We start from the raw sequence: 20,143 nt of genomic DNA on the forward strand, positions 1-20,143 counted from the left end.
GCCCTCATGAAGACCTGTTCCACTATCCGCCCCCCTCTTTCCCCCTCCCGTTATGGCCGGTTTTTGTCCGCGCTCATGGCCATCGGTTTGAGCCTGATGCTGGCGCTGCCGTCCGCCGCGCTGGCGCAGGAAGGCTGGCAGTTTGCCCGGTTCGACCCGGGCACCGTATTTTCGTCTCCCGGCCAGACTTTGCAGACGCCGGTTGTATCCGGGGAGGAAACGGACATTCCGGGGGAAACGGACATTCCGGACATCCTCCCATCCCCCCTCCACACGATGGCGATGCAGGCGTCCGCGATGGTTGCTGTCGCCGCCACGGATACCGGCGTGGCCGACGCCGACCTGATCACGCCAGAACTTCAGGCCATCGCCAACGCCCTCGGCAACGACCCCCTGCGCATTTACGAATGGGTCAGGAATACCATCCACTTCACGCCCTACTACGGGGTGAAACGCGGCGCGCATCTCACTGCCATCGAGCGCACGGGCAACGACTTTGACACCTCGACGCTGCTGGTTGCCCTGCTGCGGGCTTCCGGCGTGACTGACGCCCGTTACCGCTTCGCATACGTGCTGATGCCCATGTCGCAGGTCGAAAACTGGCTCGGGGTTGACGCCAGCCAGACGCGCATCCTGCTCGGCAAGACCGGCTGTGTTTACGATGGCGATACAGCGAATGGCTTGGGACTTCTTTATTATTCCGATGGAGCATCCATAACCCATTTGAGGCTTCCCCGCATGTGGGTGGTGGCGACGATCGACGGCGCGGAGCGGCAACTCGACCCGTCCTTCAAAAACTACACCACACCCGCCATGCCGGACCTGCGCACCCTGAGCACCTACACACGGGCCAGCCTGCTGTCGCAGACAGGCGGCACGCTCGCCACCGTGTCCGGCGCGTCCGCGAATTCCAAATACACCCTGGCCCCCTCCGGCCTGACCGCCCTCGGCAACGCCCTTGCCGCGCACACCTCCGCCCTCGTCAACAACGTTACCCAAACGCGCCATCAGCAATCCGGCGCCGACATCGCCGGCGTGCGGACCATCTGCCGGGAAACCGTCACGCAATTACCCATGGTCAACGGCCTCGGCATCCCGTCGCATTTTCACGGCTATTTTGGGGACCTCTCAACCACCACGGCCATCCCCCAAAAATACGGCGTGCAATTCACACTCACGGTGGCGGGCCTTTCCCATACTTGGACGACGGCGCAACTGCGGGACCGGAAAATCGCCCTCTGGTTTTCCAACAACAGGGCGCAAATTTACCTCGAAGACACAAAAATCGCCGAGGAATTCGACGCCCCCCCCTCCCCGTCCACCACTCCGGCCAGCGTTTCCTTCGCCTACACCTATCCGGACAATCCCGCGCAGAACGCCTCCACCAGCGCCGCCGGGCTGGACCGCGCCGGCTCCTATGTGGTCGCCTGGGGCTTCGGGCACAGCCTCGGACGCCTGCAAGAACGCCTCCGCAAACAGGCCGACTACATCGCCGCCAACAAAAACCCCGCCGAACGCGAACTGCGCACCGAAAACCTCAACATCGTCGCCCTCCAGTATCTCAACCAATACGCCACGCTGGCCGACATCGCCGGAGGAGCCACCGGCAGCAGCATTCACCTGCGCCACTTCGCGGGCATCGCAGGCCAGGCACAGGCTCCGTTCGTGGACCTTCCACTGGGGACTGTGGCCATCCAGCCCAAAACCGCGCAAGCCGCCGACTGGCCGGGCTCCGGCTGGGCCACGCATGTTGAGAACTCCAGTCTCATCGCCACGCAGGTGTTCGCCGGTTTTTCTTACATGATGAGCGCCTTGGAGCACGTCACCATTGCCCAGACCATCCCCGACGAAGGCGTTTCCACCGTCGGCATGATTCGCCACGCGGTCAGAAACGGCCAACCCCTCTTCCTCGCCAAAAGCACCGCCGACTTCACCGCCATCAGGAGCCAACTCACCAACTACAGCAGCAACAACACCGACAACATCGATACCGCCGCGATTACCACCGCGCTCGCCTCCCAAGGCGGACGCATCCTCCTGCCGCAAAACCTTGCGATGGAGATCAACAACTACAAAGGCAACGGCTACATGCTCTCCCGCGTCACCGCCACCGGCCAGAGCATCCTCATGGGCATCAAGGGCGGACTCTCCGGCGGCTACGGCACGGTCACCAATCCGCTCACCACCACCTTCACCGCCCCCAATTACCTCAGCAGCCTCACCAGTTCACTCGCCAGCTTTTCCCAGACAACCACCAGCGCCGACCCGGTGGACATGGCCACCGGCGCCTTTTACGACAGCAAGACCGACCTGACTCTTGCCGGCGACGGCCCCGCGCTCAACCTGTCATTTACCCGCCACTACAACTCCCTGCGCCGCCACACCGATCCCGCCGGCCTCGGCAAAGGCTGGACCCACAGCTACGACATTCGCCTTGCCCGCCGCAGCCCCAACGACATCGACCTCCGCCGCGCCACCGCCGCCGAAGTCGCTCCCTTCATCGTCGGCTTCCGCGCTATCCACGACATCCTCCGCGGCACCGATAACCCCGCCGCCGTGGGCCGCAACTGGCGCGACGGCGACGCCCGCGACTGGACCCTCCCCGCCCTCGTCGCCTGCTGGATGGGCGACCAGCTCGTCAACTCCCGCGCCTCCATCTCCCTCGGCGAACGCACCTTTGAATTCACCCGCCTGCCCAACGGCGCCTATGCCCCCCCCTCCCCCCTCGCCGCCACCCTCACCTCCACCGGCTCCGGCAACTCCGAAAAATATAAACTCAAATTCCGCAAAGGCATCGAAATCAATTTCCTCACCCTCGACACCTCCGCCCAGGCCGGACGCTTCGAAAACATCACCGATACCAACACCAGCGGCTCCACCGCCCGCAAAATCACCCCCACTTACACCTCCGGCAAACTGACCAAAATCACCGACGCCCTTGGCCGCATCCTCACCCTCACTTACTCCGGCGACACCCTCACCGCCCTCACCGACAGCACCGGACGCACCGTCACCTATGCCCGCTCCGGCAATACTCTGTCCGTCACCGACCCCGCCGCGTCCGTTTTCAAATACAACGCGGATTCCAGCGGACGCATCACCTCGCTCGTCGATGCCCTCAACCGCGAACTGATAAAAAACACCTACGACACCCGCAATCGCGTCACCCAGCAAACCGCCCTCAACAACAACAACTCCCTCTGGCGCTTTTATTACGCCCCCGGCGCATCCCGCCTCCTCGACCCCGCCGGCGAAGACACCTTTTATCAATTTGACGACCGCGGCCTGCGCACCGCCCTCACCAACGAACTCGGCCACACCACCCGCTGGACCTACGACGGCGGCGAACGCCTCACCTCCACCCAAACCCCGCTCGGCAGAACCACCGAATACGCCTGGGACAAAAACCACGAACTGGTTTGGGAGCAAAACCCTGCGGGCCACGAACGCCTCATCGTCCCCGACGTCCCCGCCACCGAGGGCACGGCGACGCCGCGGGAGGAGGACAATTTTGAGGGGAAGACGACCACGACGCAGTATTACGCTTACAACAAGCCCCAAAAAGTCACCCACCCCGGCGGCATTTTTATCGAATACCAATACGACGCCTGGGGCCGCGTCTCCGCCGTCCATCCGGCTGGGTTCGCCTCCGGCAAGTGGATCACCTATGCGTATACGCACACCAGCGGGGCGGTAAAGGTCGTCGCCACCTACCCCGATGGCACGAAAGAGACCACGCACTATAACAACCGCGGCGAAGCCATCTACCAACTCGACCGACTCGGACGCCGCACCACCACCACCTGGAACAACCGCTCGCAACCGACAAAAATCATCCGCTGGCCCGGCGTGTATGCGCACACCGAAGCCCTGTCCGACGTGCCCGCCACACCTGCCGCCGGCTCCCTGATCAAAACGATCACCTACGATGCCGCCGGAGACATCTTGACGGAGGCCATCGGCGCGGGCGATTCCACCGACCGCGTTACCCGCTACGAGCACAACGCCCTCGGCAACCTCACGGGCATGTGGACTCCTGACGGCAACCGCCAGATCGAAAACATCTATGATGCCCGCCACTTGTTACTGCGAACGCACAACGTATTCAATTTCGAGGCCGGCCAGCAATACGACGCCGCCCAGCACCCCGTCCTCGCCTACGACACCCTCGTTCGCGCCACCACGCAGACCTACGACGCCGATGGGCGGAAAATAAAGACCACCACCCCGGCAACCCGCGGCGTCACCCTCACCTACGACACCGCCGGAAATATAAAGACCAGCACCGACGCCCTCAACCGCACCGTCACCTGGACCTACGACAAAGACGGACGCACCCTGACATTAAAAAATCGCCTCGACCGCACCTATACCACCACCTACGACGACGCCAACCGCAAGATCACCACCAAAACCCCACTCAACCGCACCACCGTCACGCAGGCGAATACACGCGGCCTCACCGAATATATCCAATCGCCAACCGGAACACGCGCCGAGAACGTGACCTTCGACAACGAAGGCCGCGTCACCCAACAACGCTATAAAACCCCCAGCGGAGCCGTCGAGGCCACCGTAACGCTGACCTATTACGCGGATGGGGCAATCAATACAGTCGCGGAGCAAACCTCCGCAGGCACCAAAACCACGACCCGCACGTATGACAACTTCGGACGCCTCGCCACCTACAACGACGGCGAAGGCAACACGCTGAGCTACACCTACGACAAATACAGCAACCTCGCCACGCTCGTTTATCCCGGAAGCAAAGTTGTCAGCTACACCTACGACATCAACAACCGGTTAAAAACAGTAAAAGACTGGGAGAACCGCACCACTACCTATTACTACGACGAGGCAGGCCGCATGATCAAACTCACGCGACCCAACGGCACGTGGCGGCGCATGGTTTACGACGCCGCCGGACAAGTCCGGCAAATCGAAGAACGCAAATCTGGCGAAACCGGCCAACTCCTCTGGCTGCGCGCCCTCGCCTATACTGACAACGGACGCACTGGCGACTTCCGCAAAAACGACGGCGAGATCACCTGGACTTTTGAGTCCCCCCCCCCCCTCCCCTTCACACTTCCAGCGGACACCGCCACGTATAACAACGACAACCAGGTGGCGATGTTTACTCCCGCAGGCGCATCAAGCCAGACGGTGACACACGACGCCAACGGCAACATGACCAATGGCCCCGCCGCCCTGCCCGCCCTTGGCCCCCCCCCCCCCCCCCCCTCCTCCTACACCTACGACGCCCGCGACCGCTTAACGGCCCACGGCGGAACAACCTATCGCTACAATCCCGACGGTCTGCGTGTCGCCGCTATCACGGGCAGCACGACTGAAAATTATGTGGTCGATCCCGGCGGACTAAGCCGCGTGCTCATGCGCACCAAGTCTGGCACGACGACTTATTACATCTGGGGTGCAGGTTTGCTTTACGAGATCAGTGGCAGCACAACCAAAACCTACCACCCCGACCACCTCGGTAGCACGGTAGCCATCACTGACTCCAGCGGCAGCGCTACCGACCGCGTAACATACGCCCCTTACGGCAGCATCGTTGACCGCACGGGAACGACTGACACCCCGTTCCTCTTCCACGGCTCACTTGGTATCCTGACTGACCCCAACGGCCTCGCCCACATGCGAGCCAGATATTACCATCCCCGTCTCCAACGCTTCATCAACAAAGACCCAATTGGCTTCAACGGCGGCATGAACTGGTATGCCTTCGTTAGCAACAATCCGATGACGGGCATTGACCCAGCAGGCACCCAGCGAATGGATGCGATGACCAGTGCCTATAATAATTACATGAACGGACCTGTAACGCCGTTGGTGAATTCAGCAAGAGATCCCGTCACCCCTTTCAACATAACCGCAGGAGCCCTATTATACAGTGCGCCAGCGTTAGCAGCCCGCTCCGCATTAGGACAAGTCGCTTGGTTGTCTTTTTTGGGGGGACAATTTGCTGCTGATCCCTCACCGGAAAATGCTCTCGCTCTTAAAACACCTGGAATAAAAGCCATTTCAGCCGCAGAGACAATAGCGAACCCGGTTCCGACAACGATGGCGCGCGTCATACCTGGAAAAGGGCCGTATCCATCCTTAGGATTGCCAGGAAGGAGTGATGTTTTCATTACGGCGGCCGATGATATTGCCGGCCTTACTCCCGCTCAAATATCGCAACGTCTGACAATACCTGCATCGGATACGTTCACTATCATCCGATTCCCGACGCCAAGCAGCGGAGTTGCTTCGCCAATCTTGCGCCCTGATCCAGGATTTATCGGTGGAGGGCGAACCCTCGGAGGAGCAAGAGAATTTGTCATCCCCAACGGGCCGATCCCGCCGGGAGCAACCACAACAATCATCGGACCATGAAGCTACAATCGCACGAAACAGATTTAGTTGGCAAGTGGATCGCCGAAGGTCGTCAGGTCAAGGCTGATACCACATGCGAACGAATCGAATGGCTGATCACCCATCAGCTACAGCAAGTCGCGTTTAGTCCACAATGGGGAGCATGGGAAACCCTTTTCCAAGACCCGGATGATGGGCGCTTTTGGGAGCGCACATATCCTGACAGTCACATGCACGGTGGTGGTCCGCCGCGTCTATCTGTGCGCAGTCTTGAGCAGGTGCGAGCGAAGTATCAGATCGAAACGAGCCCGTAAGAAATATGCCTACGATCCTACGGCTGACGTTCGTTCTGTTGCTCGATTTTTTGAGACAAGCCGTAAGGGGTCAAACCTTTACTTTTGACATTTTTTAACCCGGCGATTGGGGAAACAATCGCAACAGGATGAGCAGAATTCAGATAACGAGGAAGCAGGTTACGTCACCAGTCGGGGACGTGACGGGGCGAAGCTCGGTCAGATTCCATAAATCTGCCCTGCTTTCATCAATGCCTCCCCCCCCCCCCCTAAAGGGGAATAGAACTCCTTGCAATGGAAGAAAATGGATAAAAATATCAAAAATAAAGATTTGACCCCTTCCGGATTGTCCAAACAACGGCCTGACTCCTTCGGCATTCCTGCGGTTGTCCGAGGCGCTCTTGAGAAAGCGGACTTTTGGCTTGTCGCAGTCGCGTGGCTCATCATTAATTTTTAACTCAAAAGGCCCAAACTACTATTAACTGTTACTTTATATTATGATCAAGAAAATACTAAGAAGCGTTGCTCAACCGGTTCGGAGGCTCCTGGGCATCGAACAAATAGTGCAGCAGGTTGATCTACGGCATAAGGAGTTGCTAAAAGAGTTGAAAACTCAAATAGTGCATCAGTTTGACTTACGGCATAAGCAGTTACTAAAAGAGCTGAAAACTCAAAAGCACCAACTCGACAGAGCCAGTTCGTATATTGAGTTCGCAACGATCGACATTGAGCGGATGAGAAAATCGGATAAATTTATAAATTTTCATGAAATAATCCCGCTTCTCTCCCCTGTGGATATTTCTGGGGCAAAATATAGACGTCTGGGGCGAAATTATGATGGTGGCTACGTCATGTTAGATGATTTTTCGTCACATAATATCGAGGCCGCATACAGCTTCGGAATTAGCAATGATGTGTCTTGGGATGAAGCAATTGCGGAACTGGGAATTGACGTCTTTATGTATGATCACACGATCGATGCCTTGCCAAAACAGCATTCGCGCTTCCACTTCTTCAAAAAGGGTGTCACTGGCAATCCTCCCGGGAAGAATTTCGAAACACTTAGTAACCTGATTGCTCATAACGGACATCAGAAATCCGAGAATTTAATACTAAAAATGGACATTGAGGGATATGAATGGGATGTTTTCAAAGAAACACCTAGTGGTGTCATTAACCAGTTTTCTCAGATTGTAATTGAATTACATGGACTTGATCCAAGCAGATCGCCGGCAAACTTAACAAAGATATCGTCGGTGCTTAAAAAGATAAACCAAACCCACCAATCAGTCCACGTTCATGCAAATGGTCATTGCCCAATCAGTTGGTTGGGTGAGCTAGCACTCCCGCATCTACTGGAAGTTACTTACGTTCGTCGTGCAGATTACGAAAATAGATTTGTCCCAAACACACGGACATTTCCGACTAGAATTGACCAACCGACTTTCCCGTGGTTGCCCGATGTTGCCTTGGGAACTTTTACAGTAAAAGAAAAATAATATTCCAGAAATAAGTTACAAGGCGATGCAGCCAACTCCGGTAGATGTCACAGATTGTGCCAAAGCACGCTCTGCGCCATCTACCTCCGTGGCTGATCTTGGACGCCAGAGAATGTCGGCAAAAATAAAAACCTTCCAAGATACTGATGGAGAATTGGTAATAAATCATGGAAGAAAAAGCACGAACTGCATATAATACCAATCTGGCGGATAAAGAACGGGAAATATTGAATGCCAAACTGGCTCAAGACCCGAAGAAAAAACCCGGAAGACCAGCGGGAATTGAGCGTCGGGAGATCATTAATGCAATATTGTATCGGATGAATACAGGATGTCAGTGGAGAAACTTGCTGCATGATTTTCCCGAATGGACGGTAGTATATAAAACTTATCGCAGATGGATTAAATCCGGAGCATGGACTCAAGATCAAGGGAATCGAACGTCATGTGGTGGTGGACATGCTTGGTTTATTAATGGGCGTAGTGATTCCCGCCTCTATTCAAGATCGGGATGAGGCCAAAATACTTTTGGAACGCATTGCTCGTTTTTTCCAAAGGTCAAAATCATTTGGGCTGACAGCGGATATGCCGGGAAACTTATCAAATGGGTCAAAAATCATACTGGCTGGAAATTCGAAATCGTGAAAAGAACCCCAAAACATGTTTTCACAGTCTTGCCCAAACGTTGGATCGTTGAACGCACCTTTGACTGGATGATGTTCTGGTGGATCATGAATCGCCACCATGAGCGAAAATATAACATCGCAGAAAATATCATGCGTATCATCATGATAAAGCTTATGCTCAGGAAACTTTTCGCTTAAAAAAATGAGGCTTTCCCATGATAAAAATCTTTGTCAACAGGCTCTAATTCTACTTTGTTAAACTGAAGGTATGGCCGCAAAAAGGCGCAAAACCCACAGCGCATGACGCCGTAAATGCGCCTATAGGCGCGCGAAAAATGCATCGTCGGGCGGCGCCGATTTTTGTGCCTCTTTGCGGCAATCAATTCCGGCGTTTTCATCCTCTTCCCGATCATTTCTCTAATTTAACCAAGTAGAACTAAGGCCCCACAACAAATTCGCTCCCCTACGTGTCACTCGAAATATTTCACAGCTTCCAACCATCTGGAAAACATATGATCATTAAAAACCGTCAACAATCACATTCCTTGTTCAACTCCCATTCCAAACTATTCTCGTCAGCCATTTCTCGATACAATATGCATAATATAACCAAAACCCTCCTGATGCCATTTTTTCTAATATCAACAGCATCTTTGCTATTCAGCCAAACCAACACTTTTCCTGGAACCGGCAATGTTGGCATTGGCACCACCAATCCTCAGTCCAAATTAACAGTCGCAGGCAGGATAGATTCTCAAGGAACCGTCGGTTTCTATCTGGATGAGCAACGACTTACCCGAGGCCAAGGAACCGTAATTGTGGAGGATGCGTCTGCGGAAGGTGGTATTGCCATTTTCCGACGGGCATCCGTGAACGGGTATCATGCGGTTTGGTTTGGTCCTTCTGTGTCTCTACCTCCCGGCAATTATCTCGCCCAAGTGAGAATGAAGGTAAGTTCCAATGTGTCTTCTGGAAAATTATTGGATTTGGACGCTTTTTCAAACTCAAGTTCATTCAAGAAAGTTTCGTTTCTCATTCGTCCTTGTGACTTCAGAAAGCCCAATGAATGGCAATTGTTTACATTCCCATTTAATGTCGAAGACGGTTCTATTAACGATATTCAATTAAGAGGAGTCAACTTTGCATCAGGAATCGCAGATTTATATTTAGATTACATAAACATTGTAAGCGGAGATCATCGTGGACTATATTCCGATGAAATTACTATTTCGCCCAGCGGGAAAATCGGTATCGGTTTTCAACGCCCACGCGGCAAATTAGAGGTTCGAGACGAAAACTCCGAGGCGCAAATACTGATATCATCAAATAATGCTGTTCAATTAAGGCATTCCACTGATCATATTAGTGTCTTTGGCTGGAGTTGGGGACAAGATGGCGGAGATAACGATAAATTCAAGATTTCCGCTCATTGGAATGATTTGACTATCAATACTAAGTTCACAATCGATCGCAGTGGCCGCATTGGCATAGGCACCACATCTCCCACACATGCTCTCACCGTGAATGGTCCGATCCGCGCCAAGGAGGTGATTGTCGAAACCGATTGGGCGGATGATGTTTTTGCGGAGAACTATTCATTAAAGCCCTTGGAAGAAGTGAAGCGACATATCAATGCTAACAAGCGGTTGCCGGATGTGCCCTCTGCCGAGCAGGTGGAGCGGGATGGTGTCAGCGTGGGGGAAATGCAGTCGTTGCTTCTGCGCAAAATCGAAGAGTTGACTTTGCACGTCATCCGCCAACAGGAGGAAATCAATGAGCTTCGCCTCAAAATGGGGCAACGCGCCAGCGACCCTTAATCCCCGGTCATGGATTGTAATTTGACCCGATTCCATGGTGCGATTATTTTGACGATGCCATGTTCCGCCGCCTCCTGTTCCCCTTCGCTTTGATCGTTGTGTTGACTCGTGCCTGCCTCGTACCGCTCTTCGCGGAAAACGATCCGACGGATGACATCGTGCGCCTTACCGGGGCGAATGGGCGCGAGGTGGATTTTTATGGGATTTGGGAGGCGCGTCCCAACGGGCTCGTTGTGATCACCGATCCTGAATCCGATCTGCAACTCGTCCCGTGGGACCGTTTTGATCTGCAAAAACTCAAGGCCGACCAGCCCGCCATCGAAGCCGCGCGCCGGCGCGCTGTTTTTTTGCGCACATCCCAGTCGGTCAACCTGGGGCTTTTTGCTGGCGTGCTGACTCCCGCCCAAGTCGGCGTCGAACTGCGAAAGGCGATTGATGCGCCCATCACGGTCAAGGTTCCCGTCGTTTACCGGACCAAAACCGAGACCAGGATTTCCTCCGGCGTTGTCACCCCTGTGTATCCGCCGCCTGTCTACAATGGTATCGTGGTTGCGCCCGTGCCAGCCGGGGGGATTATCTCGGGCAAGATCGTGACCACCACGGAAACGCGGCAGGTGACGCCGGACGAGATTACGACTTCGCCGCGTCGCGTGCTGGCGATGCTCGCCCAGGTGGACGGCGTGGGCGATTCCGTGAGGCGCGCGGTTTTTGAACTGGTGAAGGTGAACCCGCAGCTTCTCGACGAACCTGCGCAACAGGTGCAGCGTGTTCGCGCTTCATTGCCTCCCACCCGGCTTCTGGCGAATGACCCGACGTTGCAAACGTTGCCGGGCCGGCTTTCCGAAATTCTCAAGACCTTCAACGAACTGCAAACCACTCGAACCGTGCAGCCCGCGCAGCAGGATCGCATCCGCGATTTCCTTGTGCTCGTGGATCATCCGATCCTGAACTGACCCGGTCTTGCCGACGCCATACTCGCCGAACGGGAGGAAGGCTGGTGAGATTTCGGGATAGCCCCGTCCATGTTTCCCTGCTGGCCAGCCTAAAAACCCAATGTTGAGAGCTGCCTTGCCAGCCGCGTTGCACCCCGCATGTTCGCTCCCCATATACCTGTATTATGAGCGCCACTCACGCTTGGAAATTTTACCGCATCGGAGGCTTTGACCAAGTTGCCCTGGAAACAGCCGACGACCTCCTCAACCTCCATCAGCTTGACCAAAAGCTTTGGGTTGCACTGTCGTGCCCCGTCAAAGGACTCGAACTCGACGAAAAAACCCTCGCCCTGATCGACACCGACAAAGACGGGCGCATCCGCGTCCCCGAACTCCTCGCCGCCGTGCGCTGGGCCGCCTCGCTTCTCAAAGACCCCGCCGACCTCCTCAAAGGCGCGCCCAGCCTCCCCGTTGCCTCCATCAACACCGCCACACCCGAAGGCGAGCTCCTTGCCTCCTCGATTCGCCAGGTGCTCAAGCGCATTGGCAAAGACGCCAGCGCCGCCGACGCGACCATCACCGTCGCCGACGTCTCCGACACCACCAAGATTTTCTCCGCCAGCACGCTCAACGGCGACGGCGTCATCCCCCCCTCCGCCTCCGCCGATCCCGCCGTTCAGGCCCTCATCAAAGAGATCATCTCCTGCGTCGGCAGCACGCCCGACCGCACCGGCGAGCCCGGACTCACCGGCCCCCGGATCGAACAATTTTTCAAAGACCTCGCCGACTACACCAACTGGGTTGAGCAGAGCGCTCACACTCATGTCGCCGTCCTCGGCGAAGCTACCAACGAAGCTGTTGCCGCGATCAAGGCCGTGCGCGCCAAGGTCAACGACTACTTTGCCCGATGCCGCCTCGCCGCCTTTGACGCCCGCTCCATTGCCGCGCTCAACCGCAACGCCGACGAATACCTCGCCATTGCCGCCGGAGACCTCGCCACCCCCAGCGTCGAAATCTCCAACCTCCCCCTCTCCCGTATCGACGCCATCCGCCCCCTCCCCCTGCTCGAAGGCGTCAACCCCGCCTGGGCCGACGCCCTTGCCGCCCTCCATGCCAAGGCCGTGACCCCCGTTCTCGGCGCCTCCGTCGTGACCCTCACCGAAGCCGGCTGGAACGCACTCAACGCCCACCTCGCCCCCTACGAAACCTGGGCCGCGGGCAAGGCCGGCGCCAGCGTCGAAAAACTCGGCGTGGCCCGCGCCCGCGAGATCCTCGGCAGCAACGCCCGCGCCTCCATCGACGCCCTTCTTGCGCAGGACAAACTCCTCGAACCCGAGTTCAAGGCCATCAGCGACGTCGAACGCCTCGCCCGCCTCCACCGCGACCTCCGCGAACTCCTGCACAACTTCATCAACTTCCTCGACCTCTACTCCAACGACCGCCATGCCACCTTCCAGGCCGGCGTCCTCTACCTCGACAGCCGTTCCACCGAACTATGCATTCAGGTGACCGGCCCCAGCCCCCTCGCCGCCACGAGCAAACTCTACCTCGCCTACTGCGACTGCAAACGCGCCGGCTGCGACCCGATCAAAATCGCCGCCGCCTTCACCCAAGGCGACAGCGACTACCTCTTCGTCGGACGCAACGGCATCTTTTACGACCGCAAGGGCCGCGACTGGGACGCCACCATCACGAGCATCGTGGACAACCCCGTCAGCATCCGGCAGGCCTTCTGGTCGCCTTACAAAAAAGTCGCCAAATTTGTGGAGGACCAAGTCGCCAAATTTGCCGCCGAGAAGGAAAAAGCCGCCGACGCCAGCCTCGTCACCGGCCTCACCACCGTCACCACCGCACCCAAGCCCCCGGCCGCGCCCGCCGCCGCTCCCGCTGCCGCGCCCACCGCCTCGGCCTTCGACATCGCGCGCTTCGCCGGCATCTTCGCCGCCATCGGCCTTGCGATTGGCGCGATTGGCGGCGCTCTCGCCTCGCTCGGCAAAGGGTTCATGGCGATTGACCCTTGGTATTGGAAAATCGCCGCCGTCGCCGGCGCGCTGCTCGTCATCTCCGGCCCCTCCATGCTCATTGCCGGGCTCAAGCTCCGCCAGCGCACCATCGGCCCCCTGCTCGACGCCAACGGCTGGGCGGTCAACGGACGCGTGCACATCAACATTCCCTTCGGCACCAAGCTTACCGAACGCGCCATGCTCCCGCGCGGCTCCAAGCGCTGCCTCGACGATCCCTATGCGGACAAAAATGCGCGCCGTCGCCGCCGCGTGATCTACGCGCTGTTGATCCTGTTGCTCGCCGCCTGGATCGCCGCCCACATCGACCATTCCCGCCGCGGCCACTACATCTGGCAGGGCGCTCCGCCGCCCGCCCCCGCCGCTCCCGCGCAGACCGTCACACCCACCGCACCCTAGCGCATCGGCCCCCCTTATGAGCACCCGACTCCTCCAGGAAACACCCGCCACGGCCATTCCCGCCGGCGACCTCGTCACCCTCGCGCCCGGCACGAGTGTTGACATCGTGCAGACCCTCGGCGGCAACGTCACGGTCCGCACCGATCGCGGCCTCTATCGCATCGCCCGCGAACATGCCGCCGCCATCGCCGGCCTCGACCTCGCCCGGCTCGACGCCGACGCCGCCCCCAGCCCCGCTGCCGCCGACCCCGGAGCGTTCAGCGAGCAAGCCGTGTGGGACGCATTGAAGACCTGTTTCGATCCCGAGATTCCCGTCAACATCGTGGACCTCGGCCTTATTTACGATCTAAGTATCGAAAAATCAACTACGGATGAGACGAAGCATGTCGTCGAGGTGAAAATGACCCTCACCGCTCCCGGTTGCGGCATGGGCCCGGTGATCGCCGAGGATGCGCGCCAGAAAATCGCCGCGCTGCCCGCCGTTGAGTCCGCCAAGGTTCACATCGTCTGGGACCCGATTTGGACCCCGCAGATGATCTCCGAAGCCGGCCGCCAGAAGCTCGGGCTTGAATAGCGCCCCGGCGGCCCTCCCCCCCCCCCCCCCCCCCGGTCGGCTTCACTCAACGTTGGCGATCTGTTCGCGGATGCGTTCGAGTTCGTTTTTCAACTCGATCACATTGCGGGCGATGTCGAGGTCGTTGGCCTTGCTGCCGATCGTGTGTACCTCGCGTCCGATCTCCTGCAAAATGAACTCCGCCTTGCGCCCGATCTCGCCCTTGCCGCTGATCAAAGTCCGAAACTGCCCGAGGTGACTGCCCAGACGCGTCAGTTCCTCCGTGATGTCGCAGCGGTCGGCGAAAAGCGCGACCTCCTTGAGCACGCGCTCGTCGTTCACATCGAGATCCAGCCCCGCATCGCGCAACCGCTTCAACAACGCCTCGCGGAACCCCGCTGTCACCAGCGGCGCGCGCGCCGCCACCGCCGCCACATGACGCGACAGCGTTTCCAGCCGCGCCAGAAAATCCGCCAGCAACGCCTCACCCTCCTTCGCGCGCATGACGGCGAAAGCCTGTAGTGCCTCTCTCACTACGCGCATCACGGTTTCGCGTGCCGTATCCACATCGGGAGCACGGCTCGACTGCCGGTGCGCGCTCGCCACCTGCCAGAGCAACTCGGCGGTCGGGTGCAGCACGAGACCACGCTGGTCGGCGAGCGCGGCCAGATGATCGAGCGCGCGCCCCACCGCGGCATCATCCCAAACGATCTCGTTCGCCCCGCCCGCCCCGCCGGTTCCGGTAAGCTCGACCGCCACGTGAACCTTGCCACGAGCGGCAACTTGGCGCACCTGGTCGGCGATGTCCGATTCGAGCGCATCCCACTCCGACGGGAGCTTTTGGGTGAGATCGAGCGTCTTGCGATTCACCGAACTCACTTGGACGGTAAGCGAATAATTGCCGAGGGCGGCGGTGGCGCGGCCGAAGCCTGTCATACTTCTCATAAATGAGAAGAAATCCCAAACGGCTTCGCCGTTAAATCCCAAAAGGATCAAAAAAACGAAGGGGGCAAATCATCAAGGACAACTCATTTTGGGATTTGTCCATTTTCTCCCCTTTGGGATTTTCCCTCTTTGGGATTCAGCCCCCCAACTTGCGAATGATGGTGGAGTAAATGGAAACGAGTTGGAGCGCCTCGTCATGCAGTTGTGTCCTGCATTCTTGCAGACCGGCATGGCTTCCAACCTCCAGCAACGACAGCCACAGCCTGCTTTCCTTGGCTTCCTTCCGGCATATCTTGAATTTCATGAGTTGGTCTTTTTCGCCCAACGGCTCGTCTGCTTCGATTTGATTGGCGGCCACTGAACCCGACGAACGAACCAGTTGTTTGGCATCCTCAATATTGCATAAGGTTCGTGGTAGTTGTCGGATCAGTTCCCGAGTCTTTCGGGCAAACGCTTCCGTGCGCTCAGGCAAGTCTCCCTTTCTCATCATAGCCTTGATTCCCCCTTTTGAAATTCGCCCATTTTTTCCCCTTCAGAATTTTTGAAATTTGTCCATTTTTGATCTTTTGGGATTTTGCCCCGTTTGGGATTTAAGCTGCTCGGGGCTCAGTGCAACTGAGCCCCGAGCAGCTTTGCAGCTTGCTGCACGTCCTTGTCGCCGCGTCCGCTCAAGTTCACCAAGACGATCTTGTCCTTGCCCAAAGCCTTGGCGCGCTTGATGCCTTCGCAGAGCGCGTGCGTGGATTCCAGCGCGGGGATGATGCCCTCGATCCGCGACACCAGTTGGAACGTCTCCAACACCTCATCATCGCAAGCGTAGGTAAAATGGACGCGGCCGAGTTCGCGGTAGTAAGCGTGTTCGGGACCGACGGCGGCGTAGTCGAGCCCCGCGCTGACCGAGTGCGTCGGGTCGATCTGGCCGTCCGCATTTTGCAGAATGAAAGTCTTGCACCCCTGCAACACGCCGAGTTTGCCGCCCTCGAAGCGCGCCGCGTGTTCGCCGGGACGAATGCCACGCCCGCCCGCCTCCACACCGATCAGACGCACGCCCTCAAACGGCAAAAATTCAAAAAACACACCAATCGCATTGGACCCCCCCCCCACGCACGCCACGATCTCGTCGGGCAACCGCCCCTCGCGCGCCAGAATCTGCTCGCGCGCTTCGCGTCCGATCACGCTCTGAAATTCACGCACCATTTTTGGATACGGCTTCGGTCCGTAAGCCGTGCCGAGAATGTAGTGCGTGCTGCGCACATTCGTAACCCAGTCGCGCATGGCCTCGTTGACGGCATCCTTGAGGGTTTTTTGCCCCGCCTCCACGCCGCGCACCTCCGCGCCCATGAGACGCATCCGAAACACATTGAGCGCCTGCCGTTCCATGTCCACCGCGCCCATGTACACGACGCATTCGAGGCCAAACTTCGCGCACGCCGCCGCCGTGGCCACGCCATGCTGTCCCGCGCCCGTCTCGGCGATGATGCGCTTCTTGCCCATGCGCCGCGCGAGGATCGCCTGGCCGATGGCATTGTTAATCTTGTGCGCGCCGGTGTGCAGCAAGTCCTCGCGTTTGAAATAGATTTTCGCGCCGCCGCAGTGCTCCGTCAGCCGCTTCGCAAAATAAAGCTCCGTGGGCCGCCCCGCGAACTCCTTCAAATGCCCGCGCAACTCGTCGATAAACTCCGGGTCCTGACGGGCGGCCTCGTAGGCATCGCCCAACTCCTTGAGCGCGGTGACGAGCGTTTCGGGAACGTAGGAGCCGCCGAACTCTCCAAAATGCCCGCGCGCATCGGGCAGCGCATCGCGCGACGAAACGGACGCTGCACAGGAAGCGGAGGAAGCAGAGGCGGTCGAAGCCGCGGCGAAAGAAGAGGCCATGTCCGCCAGCCAAGCACCTCCGCGCCGCTGCTGGCAAACGGGATTTACGAGACACCGGAGGGCGGGTCTCCTGACCCGCCGACGAGGCTCGCGTCAGCGAGCCTCGCCCATCCGTCGTCCATCCGGAATGCGCGTCTGCGCCGCGTCTGGCCGAATCAGGAGCCTCCCCCCCCCCCCCCCTCCCACTCCGTCCGTCCAGATTCAACACCCAGCCGTTGACTCCCCATGCCCCTCGCGCCGATGTTTCCCACCTTCGTATCGCAACCCGTACACCCGAACACACGCACACATGACGACATCCCGCTTCCGCCGCCTCGCCTGCCTGGTCCGCGTTTTGATGATGTTACCGATCCTTGCCGGCCTTGGCATTTTTTCTCTCTCCGCCCAGTCCGAAGACCCCGCCGCCGCGCCAACCGACTCCACCAGCGCAACCGAAACCACGCCCGAAAAGTCCGACCCGCTCGCCGACCTCAAAGCCGAGAAAGAACGCCTCGCCCTCGAAAACAGCCTCGCCGAGGAGAAACTCAAAGCCCGGCTCTCCGATCTCACGCAGGAAAAGAGCCGCCTCACCGCCGAGATCGCCCTTGAACAAGAACGCGCGCGCAAAGCCGCCCTCGCGCAGCAGGCCGAGATCGACCGTCTCAGGCAGGCCACCGACCTCCTCAACCAGCGCCTCGCCTCCGCCCAGGCCGAACGCGCCGCCGCCACCGCCGCCGAACTCGCCGAACTCCGCCAAAAAACCGAACTCCTCCAGGCCCAAAACCAACTCGCCGCCGCCAACGACGAAAAACGCCTTCAGACCATCAAAGTCTCCACGCAGGAAAACCAACTCCAACTCCAGGAAACCCAGCTCAAGCTCCAAGGCATGCAAGCCGAGCGCGGCCTCCTCGACTTTGAAATCGCCAAACTCACCAGCGAACTCGACCTCCGTGACAAACGCGACCGCCTCCGCAACCTCGTCAAACGCGACATCGTTTACACCAAAACCCCCTTTCAGGACGGCGTCCTCACCATCAGCGACCGCCGCATCCCCCTCAACGGCCCCATCAGCATGCGCACCGCCGACCGCATCCAGGAGCGCATAGATTATTTCAACAACCAGAACACCGAATACCCCATCTTCATCGTCATCGACGCCTCGCCCGGCGGCTCCGTCATGGCCGGCTACAAAATCCTCAAAGCCATGGAAGGCAGCGCCGCCCCCGTTTACACCGTCGTCAAATCCTTCGCCGCCAGCATGGCCGCCGGCATCACGACCCTCTCCAAACAATCCTACGCCTACCCCAACGCCATCCTCCTCCATCACCAGATTTGGACCTCTTCCGGTGGCAACCTCACCGAGCAACGCGAAGGCGTGCGCGAACTCGAAGAATGGTGGCGCCGCCTCGCCGCCCCCATCGCTGCCAAAATGGGCATCGGCCTCGAAGACTTCATCAAGCAGATGTACGCCAACCGCAGCACCGGCGACTGGATCGCCTTCGGCGACAAAGCCCGCGACCTCAAGTGGGTGGACCACATCGTGACCACCATCCGCGAAGAATCCTACGATCGTAACCCCGACGCCGTGCCTACCGCTTCCACCGCCCGCTATGCCAGCACCACGCCCGACCTTGGCGAGGAACAGGTGGACCCCACCGGACGCTCTTACCAGATGCTTCCGCGCCTCAATCCGCTCGATCGTTACTACCTCTACAATCCCGACGGCTACTACCGCCAGTCCCGCTGAACCGCTCCTCCCCCCCCCCCCGCCTCCATGTCCGCGTCGCGTCCATTCGTATCCAAAGATCCATTGCACGGGCTCACGCTCGAAACCATCGTCACCCGCCTCGTCGAACACTTTGGCTGGCGGGAACTCGGACGCCGTATCGACATCCGCTGCTTCAATTACGACCCCAGCGTGAAATCCAGCCTCCAGTTCCTCCGCCGCACCCCGTGGGCGCGCCAAAAAGTCGAAGAACTCTACGTGCGCGAACTCGTCTGATACCAGTTCCCGCTCAACGAGAAACTCACGCGGAGACGCGGGGGCGCGGAGAAAACCATTTTGAACAGAAGGAAACAGAGAGAACGGGTTTCCTTCTGTAAGACTCATCTGTTTTTTTCTCCGCGCCCCCGCGTCTCCGCGTGAGATATCTCTGAATGAGAAATGGTAAACTCCCCTTCCTCCCGCCTCGCCTCCTCCAAGAAAACCAAAAAAAAAGACGCCCGGCGGTGAGGCCGGGCGTCATAACGCCGAGGAGCTAAGCTCAACTTCGGCGTTTGTGGCGGGAGGACCTTTGAAAAAGGAGAGCACCTCCCCCCTCCGCAAGCTTTTTTTAAGAGATTTTTCAGGAAAGGCATTTGGCGGTTCGGACAAAAAGTTCCGAGCTTGCCTTCATGGGACGCTTTTCCCTGCTTCTCATCTCGTTTTCATCCACACGGATTTTCCACCTCATCCAATACCATGCAAAACCCGTCATCCGACTGCATTCCTCCCACGCACATGGCCATCATTGCCGCCGTCGTTTCCGCCACCATGGGACGGCAATCGCGCGTCTTCTCCGTGACCCCGGCCCACGACAAAGTGGAAGCCACCCGACAGTGGGCCGCGGAAGGCCGCCGGGACATCTTCGCCTCCCGCCGCGTGCGCTGACCTCGGCGCGCGCCATCAACCCCTTGGTTGCCCCCTTTCCCCGCCCCCTCCTCAGCCTCGCTCGCTTCGCCCCGCCCCTCGATCCGCCCCAAAAACACGCGATGGCGGAGCTTTCTTGCTCGCCCATCGCAACGAGGTGGCAAAGCTCGCCGCCCTCTTTTCGCATCCTCGCTACACAATGC

15 protein-coding genes are annotated in these 20,143 nt (G+C 58.5%); 12 read left to right on the forward strand and 3 right to left on the reverse strand.

The genetic code is table 11. From position 1 onward, the window contains the following. Window positions 1-6 precede the first annotated feature (6 nt). The 9 genes from OBACDRAFT_RS11270 to OBACDRAFT_RS11310 all read left to right on the forward strand — a co-directional run bounded on the left by OBACDRAFT_RS11270 (window position 7) and on the right by OBACDRAFT_RS11310 (window position 14,533). A complete protein-coding gene (locus OBACDRAFT_RS11270) occupies window positions 7-6,393 on the forward strand; it encodes a polymorphic toxin type 10 domain-containing protein (protein ID WP_043585645.1) in 6,387 nt (2,128 codons plus the stop codon). After that, on the forward strand, window positions 6,390-6,686 hold the full coding sequence (locus tag OBACDRAFT_RS11275; RefSeq protein WP_043585648.1) for an Imm27 family immunity protein: 297 nt from the start codon (window positions 6,390-6,392) through the stop codon (window positions 6,684-6,686). Before OBACDRAFT_RS11270 ends, OBACDRAFT_RS11275 begins: the two co-directional genes overlap by 4 nt. Window positions 6,687-7,162: 476 nt before the next feature. Continuing rightward, window positions 7,163-8,164 (forward strand): FkbM family methyltransferase, encoded by a 1,002-nt coding sequence (locus OBACDRAFT_RS11280; RefSeq protein ID WP_043585650.1) that lies wholly within the window; start codon window positions 7,163-7,165, stop codon window positions 8,162-8,164. A 167-nt stretch (window positions 8,165-8,331) separates the two neighbouring features. Next, window positions 8,332-8,679, forward strand: a complete 348-nt coding sequence (locus OBACDRAFT_RS26500; RefSeq protein ID WP_081721973.1) for a transposase — start codon at window positions 8,332-8,334, stop codon at window positions 8,677-8,679. Between the two features lie 84 nt (window positions 8,680-8,763). Then, a complete protein-coding gene (locus OBACDRAFT_RS31245) occupies window positions 8,764-8,988 on the forward strand; it encodes a transposase (RefSeq protein ID WP_425601738.1) in 225 nt (74 codons plus the stop codon). 269 nt (window positions 8,989-9,257) lie between these two features. Beyond that, window positions 9,258-10,607 carry a hypothetical protein gene (locus OBACDRAFT_RS28200; protein WP_157837030.1) on the forward strand — a complete coding sequence of 450 codons (1,350 nt, stop codon included), beginning with the start codon at window positions 9,258-9,260 and terminating at the stop codon, window positions 10,605-10,607. Between the two features lie 59 nt (window positions 10,608-10,666). After that, window positions 10,667-11,560 carry a hypothetical protein gene (locus tag OBACDRAFT_RS11300; RefSeq protein WP_043585656.1) on the forward strand — a complete coding sequence of 298 codons (894 nt, stop codon included), beginning with the start codon at window positions 10,667-10,669 and terminating at the stop codon, window positions 11,558-11,560. Between the two features lie 164 nt (window positions 11,561-11,724). Next, window positions 11,725-13,959, forward strand: coding sequence for a hypothetical protein (locus OBACDRAFT_RS11305; protein WP_043585658.1), 2,235 nt, complete (start codon window positions 11,725-11,727; stop codon window positions 13,957-13,959). A gap of 16 nt (window positions 13,960-13,975) precedes the next feature. Continuing rightward, entirely contained in the window at window positions 13,976-14,533 is a 558-nt protein-coding gene (locus tag OBACDRAFT_RS11310; protein WP_043585660.1) for an iron-sulfur cluster assembly protein, read from the forward strand. 42 nt (window positions 14,534-14,575) lie between these two features. Here OBACDRAFT_RS11310 and OBACDRAFT_RS11315 read toward each other — a convergent pair whose 3' ends face one another. The 3 genes from OBACDRAFT_RS11315 to trpB form a co-directional block, all read right to left on the reverse strand. Continuing rightward, on the reverse strand, window positions 14,576-15,457 hold the full coding sequence (locus OBACDRAFT_RS11315; protein ID WP_043585712.1) for a YicC/YloC family endoribonuclease: 882 nt from the start codon (window positions 15,455-15,457) through the stop codon (window positions 14,576-14,578). 136 nt (window positions 15,458-15,593) lie between these two features. Next, window positions 15,594-15,947, reverse strand: a complete 354-nt coding sequence (locus tag OBACDRAFT_RS11320) for a four helix bundle protein (RefSeq protein WP_043585662.1) — start codon at window positions 15,945-15,947, stop codon at window positions 15,594-15,596. A 116-nt stretch (window positions 15,948-16,063) separates the two neighbouring features. Further along, a complete protein-coding gene (trpB, locus tag OBACDRAFT_RS11325; protein WP_345777635.1) occupies window positions 16,064-17,341 on the reverse strand; it encodes a tryptophan synthase subunit beta in 1,278 nt (425 codons plus the stop codon). Between the two features lie 280 nt (window positions 17,342-17,621). On the opposite strand from trpB, the gene OBACDRAFT_RS25280 reads away from it, so the two are divergent. The 3 genes from OBACDRAFT_RS25280 to OBACDRAFT_RS11340 all read left to right on the forward strand — a co-directional run bounded on the left by OBACDRAFT_RS25280 (window position 17,622) and on the right by OBACDRAFT_RS11340 (window position 19,961). Next, entirely contained in the window at window positions 17,622-19,058 is a 1,437-nt protein-coding gene (locus OBACDRAFT_RS25280) for a ClpP family protease (RefSeq protein ID WP_232767027.1), read from the forward strand. Window positions 19,059-19,085: 27 nt separating this feature from the next. Beyond that, the gene (locus tag OBACDRAFT_RS11335) at window positions 19,086-19,313 is read left to right on the forward strand and encodes a VF530 family protein (RefSeq protein ID WP_043585664.1); all 228 of its coding nucleotides are present in this window, start codon (window positions 19,086-19,088) and stop codon (window positions 19,311-19,313) included. Window positions 19,314-19,772: 459 nt separating this feature from the next. After that, window positions 19,773-19,961 (forward strand): hypothetical protein, encoded by a 189-nt coding sequence (locus OBACDRAFT_RS11340; protein WP_043585666.1) that lies wholly within the window; start codon window positions 19,773-19,775, stop codon window positions 19,959-19,961. Window positions 19,962-20,143 lie beyond the last annotated feature (182 nt).

Origin of the sequence: Geminisphaera colitermitum TAV2, from assembly GCF_000171235.2 — a bacterium.
Taxonomy (GTDB): domain Bacteria; phylum Verrucomicrobiota; class Verrucomicrobiia; order Opitutales; family Opitutaceae; genus Geminisphaera; species Geminisphaera colitermitum.